Raw genomic sequence first — 18,854 nt, forward strand, 5'->3', positions numbered from 1 at the left:
CAGTTAGTTCATGTACAAGCCGCCGTTGATCGACAGCGTTTCCCCAGTGATGTAAGCACCAGCATCACTAGCAAGATACGCGACCGCATCGGCAATTTCTTCTGGACGGGCCAGTCGCTTCATTGGAATCTCGCCTTTGATAGACTCCAGCACTTCTTCGCGCATGGCTTCTACCATTGGGGTTGCTGTGTAGCCTGGGGCAACGACATTGGCAGTCACTCCTGATCTCGCACCTTCAAATGCCAGTGACTTGGTGAAACCGATCATGCCAGCCTTCGCTGCTGCATAGTTGGTTTGACCAAACTGACCTTTCAAGCCGTTAACTGATGAGATATTGATGACTCGGCCACCGCCTTTTTCACACATAGCGGCAAAAAGAGGTTGGGTTACGTTAAAAAGACTATTGAGATTGGTATCGATAACTGCGTGCCAGTTATCCGCTGCCATTTTCTTGAAAAGGCCATCACGTGTGATACCGGCGTTGTTCACAACAACATCGATAGTGCCTTCTTCTTCAAGAAGCTTGGGGAGACGCTCTGCACAGTCAGCTGTGCTGGTTACATCCAGTTCGAAGAGACGTACCTGATCTGAGTTGAATTTCTTCTCTTCAAACCATTCTTCAGCGCACTGCAGATTTCCGGTGAAGTAGGTAGCAATTACGCGATAGCCCTGACTTACCAATTTTTCTGTGATCGCCGAGCCGATACCACCTTTTGAACCGGTGATGAGCGCGAGTTTCTTCATTGTTGACTCCATTCTTAACAACAAGCAATTGAACTTTGACCCCTGTAACTGCATTTGGATATCCAAAAATACAGGCACCTGTAATTTGTTAGTTTTAGCGCGTAAGGGTTGAGACTATGGAAACTCATTTAGTCTCGAGCTTAGAATAATTATTATGTGTGATGGTTTTATGACCACCGGAGTTAAAGATATACAATCTCATGAGTAAGGCAAAAGGAATTCGGAGAGAATTATAGAAACAAGATCTTGATCTACAACAAAACGCCATAAGTTAACATGATGTTAATTTATGGTTTTTGTTCAGATCTAATTAGGTGGAGGTTGTGTTTAATAAGCAGTTTTCTTATTTTGACCCCTACTTATTGATACAATAAATAGTTATTTAGTCTGCTTAAAAATACATCAGGTGAATTTAAGGAGGTAACTTCTAATTCTGCAAATATAGACACAGAATAATTGACCAAGCTCTCAGGTTTAAAGTGTCACCTGTACGGTAAAGTGGTCAGATAAGGCTGTGAATTTGTGGTAAAAATGCCGCTGAAAGTCAGGTTTTATAAGGCTTTTAGCTGGTTGATGATGGCGCGGATACCATTGCTTCTGGATTGGCTTATATGACTCAGAAGATCCATGGCTTTTAGATAGCTTTCGAAATCAAAAGCCAGGATCTCTTCTTTAGGCTTTTTTTCGACGGCAGCTAGAATTATTGCTAACAAACCTTTAACAATTCTCGCGTCTGAATCTGCGGAAAAAAAGTAGACTCCCTCGCATTTTTTCCATGTAAGCCAAACTTTGCTTTCACAGCCGGGGACGGAGATACTGTCCGCTTTTAATGTTTCTTCCATGATAGGTAGTTTTTTTCCCATCTGAATAACCAGACGGTATTTATCTTCCCAACTTCTGCATTTCGATATCTCATTCAAAATGTCGTCGGTAGAAATGTCAGTACCAAATGGGTGTGATGGCAATGTACTTATCATGGGTTGGCTCAATGGTCAGGAAACAAAATTGTCTATATTTTAAAGCAAATCACTGGCTTTCTGAATGGCAGCTACACAGTGTGAAATGTCTTTTTTGGTGTTGTACAGCGCGATAGATATACGAACACACCCGGTTATGCCAAGTGCATTCATCAGCGGGTGTGCGCAATGATGGCCCGAGCGCACTGCAACGCCTTGTTGGTCAAGCAGGGTTGCAATGTCTGAGTGGTGGACACCATCAATGTTAAAAGCGACCACACTGGCACCACTTTGCAATCCGACAACACGTAAATTCTCGATTCCCTGGATGCCTTCGATCAATTGGTTTTGAAGGGTGGCGATATGTGCTTCAGCTCCTTTCCTATCTATGCTACTGAGCCAATGGATAGCTTCGCCGAGCGCTATAGCGCCTGCTACATTAGGTGTACCCGCCTCAAACTTTGCTGGGGACTGCGCATATTGGGTACCTGAAAAACTGACTTTCTCCACCATTTTTCCACCTCCATGCCAGGGAGGCATAACTTCAAGCAATGACGGCTTTCCATAGAGTGCACCAATACCCGCTGGGGCAAACAGCTTGTGTCCAGAGAAAACGTAAAAATCAGCATTCATCGCTGTAACATCAATTTTTTCATGCACGACTGCTTGTGCCCCATCAACCACGACAACCGCGCCAGCCTGATGGGCTTTTTCAATAACTGTTTCCACAGGATTTCTGGTACCAGTCACATTGCTGATATGAGCAATACATACCATTCGGGTTTTCGGTGTGAGAAGATAATCGAGCTCTGCCAGCTCTAGTTTACAAGTCTTTGTATTTACTGGCCATTTCACCACTTTTGCACCAGTTTGCTCTGCCACTAACTGCCAGGGAACGATATTGGCATGGTGTTCCATTTCAGTCACGATGATTTCATCGCCTTGATCCAGGTTTTGGCGGGCATAACTTTGAGCGATAAGGTTTAACGCTTCTGTCGCTCCACGTGTCCAGACAATACCTTCAACCGGCGCATTTAGAAAATCAGCGACGGTTTGACGGGCGGTTTCAAAACGGTTGGTTGCCGATACGGTTAGTGAGTGGGAGCCCCGGTGCACATTGGCATTGGCACCAGAGTAATATTGGCTGATGCTGTCTATCACTGCCAGTGGCTTTTGAGACGTGGCTGCACTGTCCAGATAAACCAGTGGCTTGTCATGTATTTTCTGTGCCAGCGATGGAAAATCGCGTCGGATAATGTTTACGTCAAAATGGCGGTTGGTCATGATCTCGGTTTCACTTCACTGACACGATTGATGGAACCGAATGATCGCCTTTTAGTGATGTTAACTCAAGAGAAAGTAATAGTTCTAAGTTGGTTTCAGGGCGAAATGAAGAGCAAAAAAAAAGCACTGGGCAATCAGCTCAGTGCTACGACAAATTTTTTGATTGATAGGGCTCAAAAAATATAGCAAGTATGAAAGGTAGATGTTTCTACCGAATTTCGGCACTGCCGAAATATGCAAACACAACATCGCAACCACAAAATCTATCGTACGTAGGAAACGATAATCCCGTGGTGCGAGCAAACTATAGATTTTCTCTGGAGCCAGAACAATCGACAATTTATAATACTGTGCATTAGAAAAACTTATTCATTAAGGATGCACAATGGCTCGACGTCTTCCCCCCCTCAATTCACTCCGTGTGTTTGAAGCCGCAGCACGTCATTTGAGTTTTACCCGCGCGGCTGAAGAGCTGTTTGTTACGCAAGCTGCAGTCAGTCACCAAATTAAAGCGCTGGAAGAATTTCTGGGGTTAAAGCTATTTCGTCGTCGTAACCGCTCGCTTTTATTGACAGAAGAAGGCCAGAGTTATTTTCTTGATATCAAGGATATATTTACTTCTTTGGCTGACGCTACAGACAGAGTTCTGGAACGCGGTGCTAAAGGCGCGCTCACTATTAGCTTACCGCCAAGTTTTGCGATTCAATGGTTGGTACCTCGCTTGGCGGATTTTAACCAGCAACACCCCGAGGTTGATGTTCGCATCAAAGCGGTAGACATGGAAGATGGTTCTCTGACAGACGATGTGGATGTGGCGATTTACTATGGTCGGGGAAACTGGCCGGGACTTCGCTGTGATGAGCTATATCCGGAGTTTCTGCTGCCAGTGTGCAGTCCAGCCGTGCTCAATGGGCCCAAGCCTCTGCATAGTCTGGAAGACTTGAAGCATCATACTTTGCTTCACGATAGAACACGAAAAGACTGGAAAGTTTATGCCAAGTACTATCAGATTAGTGATATTAATCTAAACTATGGCCCGATTTTTAGTCACTCCACCATGGTGCTTCAAGCTGCTGCGCTCGGGCAGGGCATTGCGTTGAGTAACAATGTACTGGCTCAGCCAGAGCTGGAATCAGGCAGATTAGTGTGTCCGTTTGAGCATTTCTTGATGAGTAAGAACGCGTTTTATCTTGTCAGCCAACAAAAAGATGTGGATTCAGGCCGTATTGCTGCATTTAGGGAATGGGTATTGGCGAAAGCTGCTGCTGAACAGGAGAGTATTTCTGCATGAATGATGTTTTGGAACCAAGCGTGTTGATTGATGGCCCAGCGTCAGCCGAACACACTTTTATCTTTGCACATGGTGCCGGAGCAGGCATGGAGCATGATTTTATGGCGGAAGTCGCTGGAATGATTGCCGCTCATGGCATCCGTGTTGTGCGTTTTAACTTCCCTTACATGGTCAAACGTGCCGAAGATGGTAAGAAGCGTCCGCCAGACCGCGCGCCTAAGTTGCTCGAAGCATTCAAACAAGTGATTGCGGAATATGGCACAGAGAAGATGGTAATTGGCGGTAAATCCATGGGGGGACGAATGGCGAGCCATCTTGCTGATGTCGAGGGATTAAAAGGCATAACCTGTCTCGGATTTCCTTTTCACCCGCCAGGTAAGCCTGAAAAAGACAAGGGCGAGCATCTTGCTGATTTGTCACTTTCCACACTGATCTTGCAGGGGGAGCGAGACACTTTCGGTAACCGTGCTGAGCTGGAAGGCTACCCATTGTCAGATAAGGTCACCCTGACGTTTATTCCTGACGGTGACCACAGTTTCAAACCGCGAAAAGCATCGGGTCATACCGAAACCGGTAACCGTCAGATGGCAGCTGACTACATCGTGGCTTTTATCAAAGAGGTGTGCCAATGACTGGGCGCCAATACGCTTCGCTTGGTTGTGTGTTCGCTGGTATTGCGGTTGCGCTTGGCGCGTTTGCAGCTCACGCCTTAAAGGCGCAGCTTCCCGCCTATGAGCTTTCTATTATCGAAAAGGGCGTGCAGTATCAGTTCTGGCATGCTCTGGCATTAATCGCCTTGGGGCTTTGGAATCATATCCAACCACAACGTATGCTTTCGCTTGCTTGCGGGTATATTGCCGTCGGCATGCTTTGTTTTAGTGGCAGCTTGTATGGTTTGGCGCTGACAGATTGGCGATGGCTATGGCCTGTTACGCCACTTGGTGGTACCAGCTTCTTAGTGGGATGGTTCCTCGCTGCGGTCACACTCTGGCGCAAAGCTTGAGTTCAGCACCCTGCTTCATCATAATGTCGCGTCATTTTTATAGGTAACAGGCCAGAGATGAACCAGATTTTATTGTATTGCCGCCAGGGCTTTGAAAAAGAGTGTGCGGGTGAGATTCAGGACAAAGCGACAGGAGTCGAAGTGTATGGTTTCCCACGTGTGGAAAAGAACACTGGCTACGTGCTGTTTGAGTGTTACCAGCAAGGCGATGCAGAAAAGCTGCTTCAGACGTTGTCGCTGACCTCATTGATTTTTGCGCGTCAGATGATTGCTGTGGTGGATACCCTGAACGATTTGGATCCGGGTGACCGTATCTCGCCAATTCTTGCTCTCGGCGGAGAGCTGCCTAAATGTGGTGATATCCGCGTGGAAACGCCAGATACCGCGCAAGCAAAAGAGCTGCTGAAATTCTGCCGCAAATTCACTGTGCCGTTGCGTCAGGCGCTACGTAAACGTGGCGTATTGTTGGCAAAAGACAACCCGAAAAAGCCTGTGCTGCATGTGTGTTTCACAGTACCGGGTTGTTGTTTCGTGGGTTACTCTCTATCAAATAACAATTCCCCGCATTACATGGGCATTCATCGCCTGAAGTTTCCAGCAGATGCACCAAGCCGTTCGACATTGAAACTGGAAGAGGCTTTCCATGCGTTCATTCCACGTGAAGAGTGGGATGAGAGATTGGCTCCGGGGATGTGGGCGGTTGATCTTGGCGCATGTCCGGGTGGCTGGACGTATCAACTGGTGAAGCGCTCTATGTTTGTTCACGCAGTCGATAACGGCGCGATGGCGGAAAGCCTGATGGAAACTGGACAGGTGAAATATCATGCTGCCGATGGCTTTAAATTCGAGCCTCCACGTAAGAACGTGACTTGGTTGGTGTGTGACATGATTGAAAAGCCTTACCGTGTGGCACAGTTGATGGGTGAGTGGCTGATTGAAGGCTGGGCGAAAGAAACTATATTTAACCTAAAATTGCCGATGAGCCGCCGCTTCGAGCAGGTGAAAGACGATCTACAGAACCTGAAAAAGTTCCTGATTGAAAACGGTGTGAAATTTGAGATGCAGGCGAAGCATCTTTATCACGATCGCGAAGAAATCACAGTTCATATTCGTGTCCTGAAATAACAAGAAGGCAGCCAATCGGCTGCCTTCTTGCATTTGGGTTCTGCAAGAGTTAGGGAGCGGTGTAGCGGATATCCTGAAGGTTAAAACCCAGCTTTATATCTGTTTTCAAGGTCGCGACTTGCTTACAGCGAAGTGCCAATTCTTTTGTCCCATCCAACTTTTTCTGCCATTTCGGCTCAACATCTTCTGCCGCATAAAGCTGTTCCAAGTTGCCATAACGCAGCAGGAGGGTAGACGCGGTTTTGGGGCCAATACCTGGCACGCCAGAAACACTGCTAGAGCTAATGCCAGTCAACCCCCAGTAATCCGTCAATTGTTGGGACTGCACTGCAAACTCTTTTTCGATAAATGGACTGTCGAGCCAACGCTGTTGGAAATAGTCACGAATGCGTAAGGTAGGTTGCAAGAGCTGACAGTAACCTTTGTCGGTTGACACGATGGTGACTTGACCGTCATGGCTGGCCACTTTGACCGCGAGTGTGGCAATCATGTCATCGGCTTCATCGCCAGGCGAAAGCAGTGAATCAATACCCATATCCCAGAGCGCATCCTGAATCTTATCCAATCCAGCTTGTAGAGCTTCTGGCATGGGTTTGCGGCCTTGCTTGTATTCGGGGACCAGCTCAGCCCGCCAGCCTCTATCCTGTTCAGTATGGTCGAACACAGCGACAATGTGGGTGGGTTCTGAAGAGCGGATAATCTTGGTCAAAGCGCGGTTGCAGACTTGAATCGTCGAAGCGATATCTTCCGGATCTGGCTGCGCAGCGTGCACCCGGCGGATGAGGTTCATGGCATCAATGATGACAAGATGAATTGACATGGATTACCCAAATAAAAATGGCCCGTTGGGGCCATTCTAATTGCTTGAGAGATAAATGAAAGCCTATCGCCCATCAGAGCCCTGAACGATCTCGTAACAGGGAACATATTCAGAGCCAGGCAATTTCATGCGCTGCTGTTCGACAAAGCCGCGCAGGAGCTTATCCATTTTTTTCATCAATACAGCATCACCATTGATTTTGAACGGGCCATTACGCTCAATTTCCCTGATACCTTCCTCTTTCACGTTACCTGCCACAATACCGGAGAAAGCCTGACGCAGTGCTGAGGCGAGAAGCTCTGGGCGCTGGTTCATGTGTAGATCGAGGTTCGCCATGTTTTCATGGGTTGGCTCGAACGGGAGTTGGAACTCAGGTACAATCTTGAGTGACCAGTTGAACGAGTATGCATCACCAGTGGACTGGCGGTGCTCTTTCACGGCAGGCATACCCTGTTTGATAATACGTGCTGCTTTGGCAGGGTCACCAATCACAATTTCATAGTACCTGGTGGCTTCTTCACCAATCACGTCACGGATGAATTCATCAATCACACGGAAGTAATTTGCGCTTTCTTTTGGCCCAGTGAGAACCACAGGCATTGGTTGGTCAGCGTTGTCTGGGTGCATCAAAATACCCAATAGGTACAATAATTCTTCTGCTGTGCCGGCACCTCCCGGGAAGATAATGATGCCATGGCCGACGCGCACGAAAGCCTCAAGGCGCTTTTCGATATCCGGCAGGATAACCAACTCATTTACAATGGGATTGGGTGGCTCAGCAGCTATGATAGATGGCTCTGTCAGACCAAGGAAACGACTGCCACTGACGCGTTGTTTAGCATGGCCAATTGCAGCTCCTTTCATCGGTCCTTCCATTGCGCCAGGGCCACAACCGGTGCAGATGTTCAATTCGCGCAGGCCAAGCTCATGACCCACTTCACGGGTATACTGATATTCGGTCGGGTTAATTGAGTGCCCCCCCCAACAGACCACTAGGTTCGGATCTTTGCCCGGTACCAGTGTTTTTGCATTGCGAAGGATATCGAAAATCAGGTTAGTAACATGGCTGGAATTGGTCAGGTTAAAAACCTTGGCATGTTCCAGTTGTACATTGACATGAATGATGTCGCGCAACACTGAGAACATATGCTCCTGGATACCGCGGATAATGCGGCCATCCACAAAAGCATGTTCAGGTGGATTTATGAGCTCAAGCTTCACGCCACGTTCACGGCGCATTACGCGGATATCAAAGGATTTATATTTTTCCAGCAGCTCTTTGGAGCTGTCAGTGTGGCTGCCAGAATTCAACACCGCCAACGAACAGTTGCGGTAAAGGCGGTAGAGGTCGCTTTTAGCAGTATCTTTCAGTCTGTCTACTTCAAGCTGGGAAAGAAGATCCATTGCCCCGACTGGGCTGATATGAGTGATCATAATCACCTCCTGTGTAGAGAAAGCACACTGTATTAGAGGGAGGGTGTAGGTGACACCATTTCGTTTTATCAGAATTTATTTTCAATGGTTTAAAAATCAGTGTGTTAATTAACCATACACACAGAAAAGCGGTTTAGCCAGCTCGGGTATTAAAAAATAAAAACGCTGTAGGGTAAGAAAAGAGAGTAGGTAATTGATAGCAGACCGACTAAGCCCACACCAGTTTGTTGCGGCCGTTGTATTTAGCATTGTAAAGTGCATTGTCAGCACGCTCCAGCACATCAACGGTATTGTCGCTATCTTTGAACAGGCTGGCGCCAATCGAAACCGTAATGGTCAAGCGGGTATCTTTGAACTTGAATGGTAGTTTTGAAACGGTTTCACGCACATTGTTCAACAGTGCTTTGCGGGTTTCTTCATCCGCATCTGGCAATAGTACTACAAACTCCTCTCCACCGAAGCGGGCGATAAAGTCAGTATCGCGTAGACACTGGTGGACCGTGCGGGCAACCACTTTCAGCACTTTGTCACCGACCAAATGACCGTATTGGTCATTCACGCTCTTGAAGTGGTCTATATCAATCATCGCCAGACAGAAAGGCGTCTGGTAGCGAATCCAGCAGCGGTATTCATGTTCCAGGCGGTCATCAAGGGCAGCACGGTTGTAAACTTTGGTCAGCGGGTCAAGCAGCAGCTTGCGCTCCTGATCGCCAAGACGGCGACGGTAATCCATTGTCTGTTGATACAGAGCCTCAAGCTTCTGTTCGTTGTGCTGCAACTGTTCCATCAACTGCTGTTCGCGCTCTTCCAGCTCGCGGTTACGGGCAACCAGAGAAGCAAGGTTTACGGCGACCTGAGACAGGTTCGGTCTCAGCTCTTCAAGCGACTCCGCTTCCTGAAGATGGTTGTGGATAGAGTCAACTGATGCGGCCAATTCCTCATTGAGCGAACTACGCTGGGTAGCAATGGCCTGTGAGTTGTCGATAGAGCGGCCATTGTGGCGCTGTAGAATCGACAAATCGTCATTGAGCTGTGAAAGGAAGGCTTGAGAGGCTTTGCGCTCGTTACGTGTGCCGTCAAGGATAAGCTGGACCGATTCAAGGGTCAACTCAAGCAAGGTTTGGGCGTCCGGCGACAGCAGCAGGCGGCTTCTGATATCCAATAATCTATCGCCGACTTCACCATCAAAGTCGAGTTCGGTGATCAGGTGTTGAAGTTCGCTGCAAAGCTGGTTGATCCGGTCAATGTTCAGGAGATCGCGGGCGCTGAGACCATTAGATGGAAGAGAGAGCAGCTTTAAGGCGCGTTCGTATAGCTGAAGCAGTGCAACGATTTTATCGGTGCTACCTTTTTGTTCTACGGCAGGGGTGGTCAACAGGGTACGCAAATCGCGTTTTAATTGCGCAGGCAGGCCTGGCAGACATTTAAGCGTTTCCCCACTTTGCTGGAATTGGCATTCCAGCGAGTCTTTGGCACGTTCCGTTGCCTGATTATGTCTATTAACCATTCTCTCTACCAATGCAAGCTGCGGTATCAATCTACTGACATCTTCCTGAGAGTCAAGCTCGCGTCTGATTTGTGAGAGTCGTTCGCTGAGAAGCGGATCGTCATGCACTTGGGAGGCGGCGATTAATCGTGAAATGAGACGTTTCAGGATCGTCGCTTCGCGCCGTGATTTAAGTGCCAAATCACGGAAAACCAGCTGGGAATGCTGCAACTTTTCTGTAAATAGGATGACATCGTCATCTGACGAGAAGTTGGACATAAAACGCGACTACATCTCCAATCTCCAGAGCAGCGCAAAAAAGTCTGCAAGTGGAGCCATTATTTCACCATTACATGTGTGCAACGGTAAGCTATAACGGTTTATTGCTAGGGCTATCAATAGATCGGGGTCAGTTTTTATCAGATTCGTGAACCGTCTGCCAGTTAATTCCTCTGAGTGCCGAAGTTTTGACCTTGATAAGGCCTGTGTTGATGCCATCCAAGCAAGCTTGGCGGACATTATTGTCAGCAAAGCAGGCAGCTGGCGCCGAGTCTATGGCGCTTAGATGTACCCAGTGGCTGGTGTGTTCTAATTTACTTGCCTGACGCGCTGCACTTGTTGCCATCAGTAGGATGTCGATAAGTTCTTTGTCGTTAATTGACGTAAATGCACGGGGAAGGAAAGGGTAATCCGCCATCCCGATACGAAGACGGTCATCGACGTCTTTTAGTCTGCTTTCCTGGACAAAATTATCAATCAGCGACTGAATTTTTCCTGCCAGTTTCTCCGGTTCATTAAGCGTTTCGGCATTCGGCTCAATGTAGATGAACATAGCGTCAGAGAAGTGATAAAGGCGCGCTGGTTTTTCAATGTGCGTTTGCAGGTAATCGCCGAGTTTACGCTCCAACTCCAGTCCCTGATGGTAGCCGTGTTGGAGGTACACCACTTTTAGGAAAGGCACTTCGAACATTGCAAAGCTTAGCTTGTCACTTAATGGTTCATGAATCATTTCACCTAAATACCATTGCTCGAAATGTGCGCTGCTTTTAGCCAGTGAATTGGAGAGCCGGTCGTTCAACATACGCAGGTTTCTCAGTCCGCTTCGGGGGTGGGCGTAAAGCTCTTTTTGCAGGTCTTCAAGTTGATGTTGGCGCAATCGCGCAGCGCGGTGTCTCAGCACTAATATCAGCAGAATCACAGCAAGGCTGCCAATGAGAAATAGATTGATTTTTTTCTGCTCGACGATGATTTCTTCATCCTCAGCCTGTTTCCGCTGCATGTCTTCAAGTTGAAGCTGGCGTTCTATCACGCGTTGACGATATTTGAAGGATTCGGCTTCCTGTACTTGTTTTTGGCTTTCGTTGCGTTTATTGAGCAAGTCAAAGCGGCGCTGAATTTGTAATGCTTGTTTGAAATCGCCTTTTTGCTCGTACGCTTGGGACAAACGTGCAAGGCATTCTAGCATCAACCCTCGGTTTTTGAGTGATTCGGCGTTTTGCATAGCCTGTTTTAAGGCATCAATTGCTATGTCTGGTTCGTTTTCCAGCATGGCTCGTTCTCCTTTTAGGAGTAGTGCCTGAGCTAAGGGCTGGGTGAGGTCGTGATTGCGCGCAACACTGATTGCGCGGTTGACGTACTCGTCAGCTTGGGCGTACCGAAGCAGCTTGAGATACGTACTTGCAATAGACACATTGATGTTGGCAATATTGGTGGCGCGTGACAGCATGTTTTCGATGTCGAGGGCATTAAAGTAATGCACCAACGCAAAGTTGTAACGGCCTTGTTGGCTGTAGATATTAGCTAATAATGTTTGAGTCTCTGACAAGCCACGGCTTAAATCGTATTGTTCGTAGAATTCTGCCGCCTGATTGGCGTGTTGCAGCGCTTTATCCATTGCGCCTTGCTGTTTGTATAGTTTTGTCAGTGAAAGGCTAGCGCTGGCGATCTGTGCAGATAAATCGTTTTCGCTTGCAAGCCAGTAAGCGCTCAGAAGATCTGACAGGGCGAGTTCATAAGATTTAATCCCCAAATAATAGTTACCGATAGCAATTTGGTAACGAACTTTCTGTTCGATATCAGGCTGTCGACCAAGCGCCTTTTCTACATCGGCAAACTGGGCAAGGCTCTCAGTTTCTGTTTCGTTTTCAGTAGTGATGATGGCGTTTAGCATCTTGGCTTCGAAATCGAGGCGAGCGGTACTTGTTGGGCGCCGACCTGTTGTCTCAGTAATGTTGCTGAGGAGGATATCCAGTATGGCTGCGGCATCATCGGGTTTACCATCCAGATAAAAGAGAATATTGGCTTGCGTCAGCATGATTTCAAGCTTCGCATGTTTTATGGCGTTTTCTTCTGCCATACTCTTGGCTTTGTCTAGTGCTTCCCAAGCTGCGTCATGGTTGCCAAGCGCACTATGGGCTTTGGCAGTAATGAGATAGGCGTGCACCGTATTCAGCGGTGTTCGAATGGAACGGTCTGATTCGTTGTTGCTGTGTGGTCGGTTGGTGGACACTGCCAGCCGACGTTGTAGCAGGTATCGCTTGGTCACTTCGAGCGCTTTTTCCGGAGCAGAAGGGAGCAGTGCTTCAGCCTCTGCCAGAATCGGTGTGGAATAAAGCCTTGCGTCAGCATAGGCGGCGAAAAGCAAAGTGCAGGAGAGCAGTGCGGCTGACAAGAATCGCATGGCTAAGTATTTTCGTTCCCTGGGTCAACAGACCGGACTAAAGAAAAAGGCCCTGATGTCAGAGCCTTTATAAAGCTTTATTGACGTGCCAGTCGGGTGTTTTCGCTTGGCGTTTTACCCATGTTAGTACGGTATGGGTTGATGTCTAGGCCGCCGCGACGGGTGTAGCGCGCGTAAACGGTCAATAGTTCTGGTTGGCAGTACTTCATCAGATCGTTGAAGATACGTTCAACACACTGCTCGTGGAACTCGTTATGGCGGCGGAACGACACAATGTAGCGCAGCAGCTTTTCGCGGTTAATGCGTTTACCTTTATAAGCAATGCGCACAGAACCCCAATCAGGCTGGCTGGTGATAAGACAGTTAGACTTCAGCAGATTACTATTTAGGGTTTCAGTGACCTCTGGGCCGTCAGCCGCGCCTTCGAGCAGTGATGAATCGAACTCATAGTTGTCGATTTCGATGTCTTGCTCGTCAATGTTTTCGCCACCAAAAGCAATCACTGGAGTGTTGGTGAATTCTTCCAGAGGGGAAAGCGTTACGTCCACATCAGCACCCGCACACGCTGATAAGTCTTTTGCTAGCGCGTCTACCACTTCCTGCCAGCTTTCAAACTTGGTCTGATTGAAGCTATTCAGGTAAAGCTTGAAAGACTTGGATTCAATAAGGTTTGGTGTCGTGGCTGGCAGGCGAACTTCACCAATTGCCACCTGTGGCAGCCCTTTTTTGTTCAACCAAGACAGTTCGTAGAGCGTCCAGATATCGTACCCGGTAAATGGCAGCGAATCACCTAAATCAAGGTCATCGCGGTTAAGGCTTCTTGGTACGGGTTGCAGCAGCTCAGGGGCATAGTGCTCCTGATAGTCCGTTTTCTGACCCAACGTCAGGCCAGCAAGTTCTTTTGCATCTTGATATTTGCTCATACGGTTTTGCCACGGATCGATTAGAATGCGCAAAGTTTACTGAATCTTGAGGAATCTTGCTAATGAATCACTCTGTCTCTCGTGCGCTTTGGTCTTTCAGTGAGCGTTTTGTGGACGCCTGGCACCAGAAACACGGTTCTAAGCCAAAAAGCGACGCCTATCTTGGCCTGGAGTCGCCTTGTGTGGTGCAGGAAACTGTCGAGGTGGTGATTTGGCAACCGGTTCAACGTGAAGAGCTGGCGGACTTCTCCAATGTGGAAGAAGGTATTGGTATTTCTCTGCATGAGGATATTAAGTCGTTCTACGCGGCTCAGTATTGTGGAGACATGGCGGCAAAATTTGACGAACATTCACTCGAAATCATTCAGGTGTGGAGTGAAGAAGATTTACCGCGACTTCAGGAGAACATGCTGGGCCATCTTCTGATGCAAAAGCGCCTCAAGCAAAACCCGACCATTTTTGTTGCTGCGACAGATGATGAGCTAGACGTGATCTCTATTTGTAACGTCAGCGGTGAAGTGATCAAGGAACGTATTGGTACCAAGGAGCGAATGGTACTGGCACCTAATATCGAAGTGTTTCTTGAGCAACTCGAGCCCGAGGTATAATCATCTATGTATGTGGTTGAGCTAACGTTTGAGTGCTTCGACGATACAACAATTTCTGCAGTAGACCGCGCGGTAAATGGGCTAATGGATGCTCTTCGCTACAATGGTCAGGTATTGGGGCGTGAGTTCCCAATGGTGTTGGGAGAGGGGCAGTTCCATGTCCGTGCAGTCTGTCCGGAAAAAGACAGCCTGAACCCTAAATACAGCAGCCCGCAGGTTAAGCAGAAGCTGAACCAACTGGCAGATGCGAGTCTGTTGTCACCCAAAGTGAAGGTGTTAGGGCGTGATATCAATTCCGAAGAGAGCGCACCAGAGATTGAGCGTAGCTGGCAGGTGATGTACACCACCTACGTTCATACTTGTTCACCGTTGCGTTGCGGGGAAACCTTACTGCCAATTCCACTTTACCGCATCCCAGCGACCTTTAACGGTGACCATAAAGCGGAAGTGAAGTGGCAAACCGAATGGCAAGCGTGTGATGAAATTCAGATGGCTGGGGCATTCAAAGCGGAACACGCAGCGCTCGCAGAGATGCAGGATGCGGAGGGTTTGCTGTTCCGAAAAGGTTGGGGCATTCGCGGACGTATAGAGTATCTGACTAAAGTGCCGACCTACTATTATCAGTACCGTGTTGGTGGGAAGGATGCGGAATCGGAGTTGGCGCGAAAATGCCCGAAATGTGGTGGCGACTGGTTAGTTGAGTCGCCATTACACGATGTATTCCATTTCAAATGCGACGATTGTCGATTGGTTTCGAACTTATCGTGGGATTTTCAGTAATCCCGCTCTAACCTATCTAAGGAAGGCGTTGCTCAAGGGCTTCAAGACGTTCTGTCAACGCTTTCACCTCTTCTTCTAAGGCTTTAATGCGGGTTTCCGCGCCGTCTTTCTTTTTTACCAGTTCAACTTTTGGCACAGTGCCGCTTTTCTTCCATCGCTGAAGCGCGCTGATGACAAGCGGCATAGGCACCGGGCTGGCAAGCCGACTTTTAATTAACGCGACGGTCGGCTCTTTCCCCTCATTCACTAAAGATTGAATGGCTTGTTCAAGTAAGGGGGTAAAATCAGTACTCATTGTCTCTTCCCTAATTTTAAAATCCGTGGCTTACACGACGTGGCTAGGGGCAATGAATACCTTAACTTCAGCTCTTACGCAACAAGGTATCGAGGGTATCAATTTGCTCAACCCAATCAGCGTCCTGCAGCTTAGCTTCCTCGAGAAATTGTTTTTGACTGGCTGACCAAAAGCCAGCAGAGGTTAGGCTTTCGCCAGCTTCAAGATGATGGTTAGCAATAAAGGTAGTAATCGCCTCGCTATCAGAAGGGAGTCCTAATTGCTGAAACAGGTTTTCTAGATTGTGGTTAAACACTTCCATTAATGTTTTCCTCTGTGGGTCCTACAGCCTAAGTTATGTTTCGAAAGTATAGAGGCTCGTGTTTAAACCTGTCTCAATCGCTTGTGAGAGATCTCTTACAAATCAGTGGGATTATCCTATTTTCTCACAAGGAGATGTCTTTTTACTTTTTATCAAATCAATTAAAAACAATGAGTTAATTTTGATGCTTTGCTAGGAGGCTAAATTTGTGACTGCAGTCCGACTTGGGTGGGTTGCTTAGGAAATTGGTTCGCGTAATCTTTGCGGTGTCGGAAGGATACTGACACACGGAGCAGGAACTAACGCCACGGAACTTGGCAGCTCAGGAAGAGCAGGTAATGCAAGGATTGTATTACCAGCAAGGAAAGCGGATTAGGGACACGGAAGGAACCGTACAGTAGACAGGAAGTTTACTGGTCAGGAAGATACTTAGGACAACCCAGAATTGGGGGCTTAAGGAATCACTTCAGGACGAAGTATAGGACACCCTCAGGATGAGGATGAGAGTCGAGACTGGGAAAGCTCGATGGGTCAAGGTAAGACCGAAGGACACCTCCAGGAAGGAGAGATAAGGATAACGCTGAAGGAATCAGCTACTGATCAAGGATTGATGCAGGGAGCAAATTTCGTAGCCGGATAGCTGCAAGTAAGACCTTAAGGGCGCGACGAAAGTCGCGCCCGCTCTTTTTTTGTGTGTTTCTAAAGCGTACTAGACGAGCAAATCTCATCGTGTTTATACCTCAGGATCTTCTTCTCTTTTTCCTATCGCTCGTTACTTTGACTACATCTTGATAACAATCTAGAGATATATACTGATCTTTATCATTTCTGATTTACAGAACAGTATGTTTATTCCGTGGCAATGACTTACAAGCTTGTGAGAGATCTCTTACAAGAGCGTGGGAATGCGCTGCTTTAAAGTAAGATTCCCAGAAAGTTCAATTTTTTAATTCTTTTAAAAACAAATGGATAGGCATATCGTATCTAACTCTGTATAAAAGTGTGAGTTTAATCACCTTGGAGTTGGTTGTTTTGGAAATTGGTTCGCGTAATCTTTGCGGTGTCGGAAGGATACTGACACACGGAACAGGAACTAACGCCACGGAACTTGGCAGCTCAGGAAGAGCAGGTGATGCAAGGATTGTATTACCAGCAAGGAAAGCGGATTAGGGACACGGAAGGAACCGTACAGTAGACAGGAAGTTTACTGGTCAGGAAGACACTTAGGACAACCCAGGATTGGGGGCTTAAGGAATCACTTCAGGACGAAGTAAAGGATACCCTCAGGATGAGGATGAGAGTCGAGACTGGGAAAGCTCGATGGGTCAAGGTAAGACCGAAGGACACCTCCAGGAAGGAGAGATAAGGATAACGCTGAAGGAATCAGCTACTGATCAAGGATTGATGCAGGGAGCAAATTTCGTAGCCGGATAGCTGCAAGTAAGACCTTAAGGGCGCGACGAAAGTCGCGCCCGTTCTTTTTTGTGTGTTTGGAAAACGAAAAAGATTATACCAATCACAATAGGTAGATGATCAGAAATAGCGCAGTTATCGAGCATTTTAACAAGCTAAGATGAGCAGATATTTACTACGATTGGTATTACTCCTCCAACACCGGATACGCCGGCATATAAATCTCTTTGATTCGCATCCCTTTCATCACGGCATAGCCCTGATAGCAATCCAAACCATTCACTGAAAACTCGAAGTAGTAGCGGGTTTGAATATCCAATGGGCCTTTTGGCCAACCAAAGAAATGACTGCCCCGTGCAATTGAAATCAACTGTACATTGGTTTGCTGGCATCGACGGGCGATATAGTTTTTTGCCAGTTCACTCTGCCGCCGTTGTTGCCAGAACAAGCTGGCAACGATAGCGATAAGTAGTATCCAAAACAGATTTGCTGTCATTTTTATGCCTTCACGGATTGCTGAAGTTGCTTCACTGCATCAAGCAAATCTGGAGAGGCAGAGCCATGTAACAGCCCCAAGACTTGCGGGCGGAGCGCTGGGATCATTACTAAGTCTGCCACCATCTGTTGAAAGAAGGCCTGATCTTTCTGATCAGCAACGGCGATAAGAAAGGCGTCTAACAACGATTCATTTGATAATGCCTGCCAGCAGCGCCCTGCAATCGCAATCAACATCTCGCGATGACGAAGCTCTTCGGTTCCCAACATACTTTTAACGATACGATGCACGACGTCCGGTTTCGCACCAGCCAGTGCCCGAACATGAGCAGTGAGAAGGAACAGGTCGGTTTCTCCACCAGACAGCATGACCTGAATCTCTTCTTCAAGGCGATTGGCCAGTGAGTCCGGAATATCGCAATGCTCGAGACAGCCCAGTAATGCATATTTGGGTGGCTGCGGCATGTTTGAGAGGGCTTTACGCAAACGGGTAAGGTTGTTGTGCTTGTTCATACGCGTGCACAGATCGGCAATTCCTTGAAGCCCTACTCCTTGCCACTCTTCCCAGCCAAGTTCACCGGAGGTGTAATGTTGCGCATGGTCATAAAACTGGCTGGCCGGCTGGTTCAGCTTTGCGGTCAGGAATGCATGGAATATGGCTTTCTTATCATCCTGCGGATTAAAGGTATACGGATTGGCAGCAAGCTTTTCCTGCTCTTCTTCCGTCGGTGTTTTATCTAGCGTTGCGCCCATGGCTTGCGCCACATATTGGATGAAATCGCCAAGTGCTGCCTGGTTGAGAAGGCCACGCTCATCCAAAGGCATTTTTAAAAACCAAATCCAGGGAGCTTGATTTGGCTGCCAGAAAGCGATGCCGATTTGCGCATGTTGCTGTGCAGGAAAAGGATAGGGCATGCGGTTTTCTTCAATCGCCACAAAGTCTTTGTTGCTGATTGGCGTGACGCGTCGGCTGAGATCGAATACCAGAAATTCGCAGTTTGCCTGACTCAATATGGCGTTAAGAGAAAGCGTATTTTCCATGATGACTTCTAATTTGTGTTGCCTTCATTGGCGATGAGTGAAACAGCGGTGAGTGTACCATTCTCGCGCCTGTTGGCGGCGAAGGATTCGTAACAGCGCTTTTCACTGAATACTGCTGAACGATGGGAGTGCGGATTTCAGATCGTTTAGCGTTGATTAGTGATATGCTTGCGCC

18 protein-coding genes are annotated in these 18,854 nt (G+C 47.7%); 6 read left to right on the plus strand and 12 right to left on the minus strand.

What is annotated here, in order from left to right; genetic code table 11:
- Positions 1-3 precede the first annotated feature (3 nt).
- From VP504_RS14820 to csdA, 3 genes are all read right to left on the minus strand, one after another.
- On the minus strand, positions 4-744 hold the full coding sequence (locus tag VP504_RS14820) for an SDR family oxidoreductase (protein WP_062705309.1): 741 nt from the start codon (positions 742-744) through the stop codon (positions 4-6).
- 551 nt (positions 745-1,295) lie between these two features.
- Entirely contained in the window at positions 1,296-1,721 is a 426-nt protein-coding gene (csdE, locus tag VP504_RS14825) for a cysteine desulfurase sulfur acceptor subunit CsdE (protein ID WP_325891846.1), read from the minus strand.
- A 39-nt stretch (positions 1,722-1,760) separates the two neighbouring features.
- Positions 1,761-2,984 carry a cysteine desulfurase CsdA gene (gene csdA / locus VP504_RS14830; protein WP_325891847.1) on the minus strand — a complete coding sequence of 408 codons (1,224 nt, stop codon included), beginning with the start codon at positions 2,982-2,984 and terminating at the stop codon, positions 1,761-1,763.
- Positions 2,985-3,369: 385 nt separating this feature from the next.
- Between csdA and VP504_RS14835 the strand changes: the two genes are divergently transcribed.
- Genes VP504_RS14835 through rlmM form a run of 4 tightly spaced genes read left to right on the plus strand, consistent with a single transcriptional unit; the run spans position 3,370 to position 6,403 of the window.
- Positions 3,370-4,275, plus strand: coding sequence for a transcriptional regulator GcvA (locus VP504_RS14835; protein ID WP_062705301.1), 906 nt, complete (start codon positions 3,370-3,372; stop codon positions 4,273-4,275).
- A complete protein-coding gene (locus VP504_RS14840; RefSeq protein ID WP_325891848.1) occupies positions 4,272-4,907 on the plus strand; it encodes an alpha/beta family hydrolase in 636 nt (211 codons plus the stop codon). The genes VP504_RS14835 and VP504_RS14840 overlap by 4 nt, the downstream gene beginning before the upstream one ends.
- On the plus strand, positions 4,904-5,278 hold the full coding sequence (locus tag VP504_RS14845; RefSeq protein ID WP_325891849.1) for a DUF423 domain-containing protein: 375 nt from the start codon (positions 4,904-4,906) through the stop codon (positions 5,276-5,278). Before VP504_RS14840 ends, VP504_RS14845 begins: the two co-directional genes overlap by 4 nt.
- 57 nt (positions 5,279-5,335) lie before the next feature.
- Positions 5,336-6,403: a 23S rRNA (cytidine(2498)-2'-O)-methyltransferase RlmM gene (gene rlmM / locus VP504_RS14850; protein ID WP_325891850.1), complete on the plus strand. Its 1,068-nt coding sequence runs from the start codon at positions 5,336-5,338 to the stop codon at positions 6,401-6,403.
- A gap of 49 nt (positions 6,404-6,452) precedes the next feature.
- On the opposite strand, the gene xni is transcribed toward rlmM, so the two are convergent.
- The 5 genes from xni to queF form a co-directional block, all read right to left on the minus strand.
- Positions 6,453-7,223 carry a flap endonuclease Xni gene (gene xni, locus VP504_RS14855; RefSeq protein ID WP_325891851.1) on the minus strand — a complete coding sequence of 257 codons (771 nt, stop codon included), beginning with the start codon at positions 7,221-7,223 and terminating at the stop codon, positions 6,453-6,455.
- A gap of 63 nt (positions 7,224-7,286) precedes the next feature.
- Positions 7,287-8,657, minus strand: a complete 1,371-nt coding sequence (gene ppnN / locus VP504_RS14860; RefSeq protein WP_325891852.1) for a nucleotide 5'-monophosphate nucleosidase PpnN — start codon at positions 8,655-8,657, stop codon at positions 7,287-7,289.
- A 208-nt stretch (positions 8,658-8,865) separates the two neighbouring features.
- Positions 8,866-10,422, minus strand: coding sequence for a GGDEF domain-containing protein (locus VP504_RS14865; RefSeq protein ID WP_325891854.1), 1,557 nt, complete (start codon positions 10,420-10,422; stop codon positions 8,866-8,868).
- Positions 10,423-10,552: 130 nt separating this feature from the next.
- Positions 10,553-12,823: a tetratricopeptide repeat protein gene (locus VP504_RS14870; RefSeq protein WP_325891855.1), complete on the minus strand. Its 2,271-nt coding sequence runs from the start codon at positions 12,821-12,823 to the stop codon at positions 10,553-10,555.
- Positions 12,824-12,900: 77 nt separating this feature from the next.
- Positions 12,901-13,746 carry an NADPH-dependent 7-cyano-7-deazaguanine reductase QueF gene (gene queF / locus VP504_RS14875; protein WP_325891856.1) on the minus strand — a complete coding sequence of 282 codons (846 nt, stop codon included), beginning with the start codon at positions 13,744-13,746 and terminating at the stop codon, positions 12,901-12,903.
- A gap of 62 nt (positions 13,747-13,808) precedes the next feature.
- Between queF and syd the strand changes: the two genes are divergently transcribed.
- Positions 13,809-14,354, plus strand: a complete 546-nt coding sequence (gene syd / locus VP504_RS14880; protein WP_325891857.1) for a SecY-interacting protein — start codon at positions 13,809-13,811, stop codon at positions 14,352-14,354.
- Positions 14,355-14,360: 6 nt separating this feature from the next.
- The gene (locus tag VP504_RS14885) at positions 14,361-15,134 is read left to right on the plus strand and encodes a Zn-ribbon-containing protein (protein WP_325891858.1); all 774 of its coding nucleotides are present in this window, start codon (positions 14,361-14,363) and stop codon (positions 15,132-15,134) included.
- 16 nt (positions 15,135-15,150) lie between these two features.
- On the opposite strand, the gene VP504_RS14890 is transcribed toward VP504_RS14885, so the two are convergent.
- The 4 genes from VP504_RS14890 to VP504_RS14905 all read right to left on the minus strand — a co-directional run bounded on the left by VP504_RS14890 (position 15,151) and on the right by VP504_RS14905 (position 18,679).
- Positions 15,151-15,429, minus strand: coding sequence for a DUF5320 domain-containing protein (locus tag VP504_RS14890; RefSeq protein ID WP_325891859.1), 279 nt, complete (start codon positions 15,427-15,429; stop codon positions 15,151-15,153).
- A 67-nt stretch (positions 15,430-15,496) separates the two neighbouring features.
- On the minus strand, positions 15,497-15,730 hold the full coding sequence (locus VP504_RS14895; protein WP_325891860.1) for a DUF2789 domain-containing protein: 234 nt from the start codon (positions 15,728-15,730) through the stop codon (positions 15,497-15,499).
- 1,600 nt (positions 15,731-17,330) lie between these two features.
- Positions 17,331-17,639: a DUF3301 domain-containing protein gene (locus tag VP504_RS14900; RefSeq protein WP_325891861.1), complete on the minus strand. Its 309-nt coding sequence runs from the start codon at positions 17,637-17,639 to the stop codon at positions 17,331-17,333.
- A 2-nt stretch (positions 17,640-17,641) separates the two neighbouring features.
- Complete coding sequence (locus VP504_RS14905; protein WP_325891862.1) at positions 17,642-18,679, minus strand: DUF3549 family protein; 1,038 nt, start codon at positions 18,677-18,679, stop codon at positions 17,642-17,644.
- Positions 18,680-18,854: the final 175 nt, after the last annotated feature.

This window comes from Grimontia sp. NTOU-MAR1 (assembly GCF_035758505.1).
Classification (GTDB): domain Bacteria; phylum Pseudomonadota; class Gammaproteobacteria; order Enterobacterales; family Vibrionaceae; genus Enterovibrio; species Enterovibrio marinus.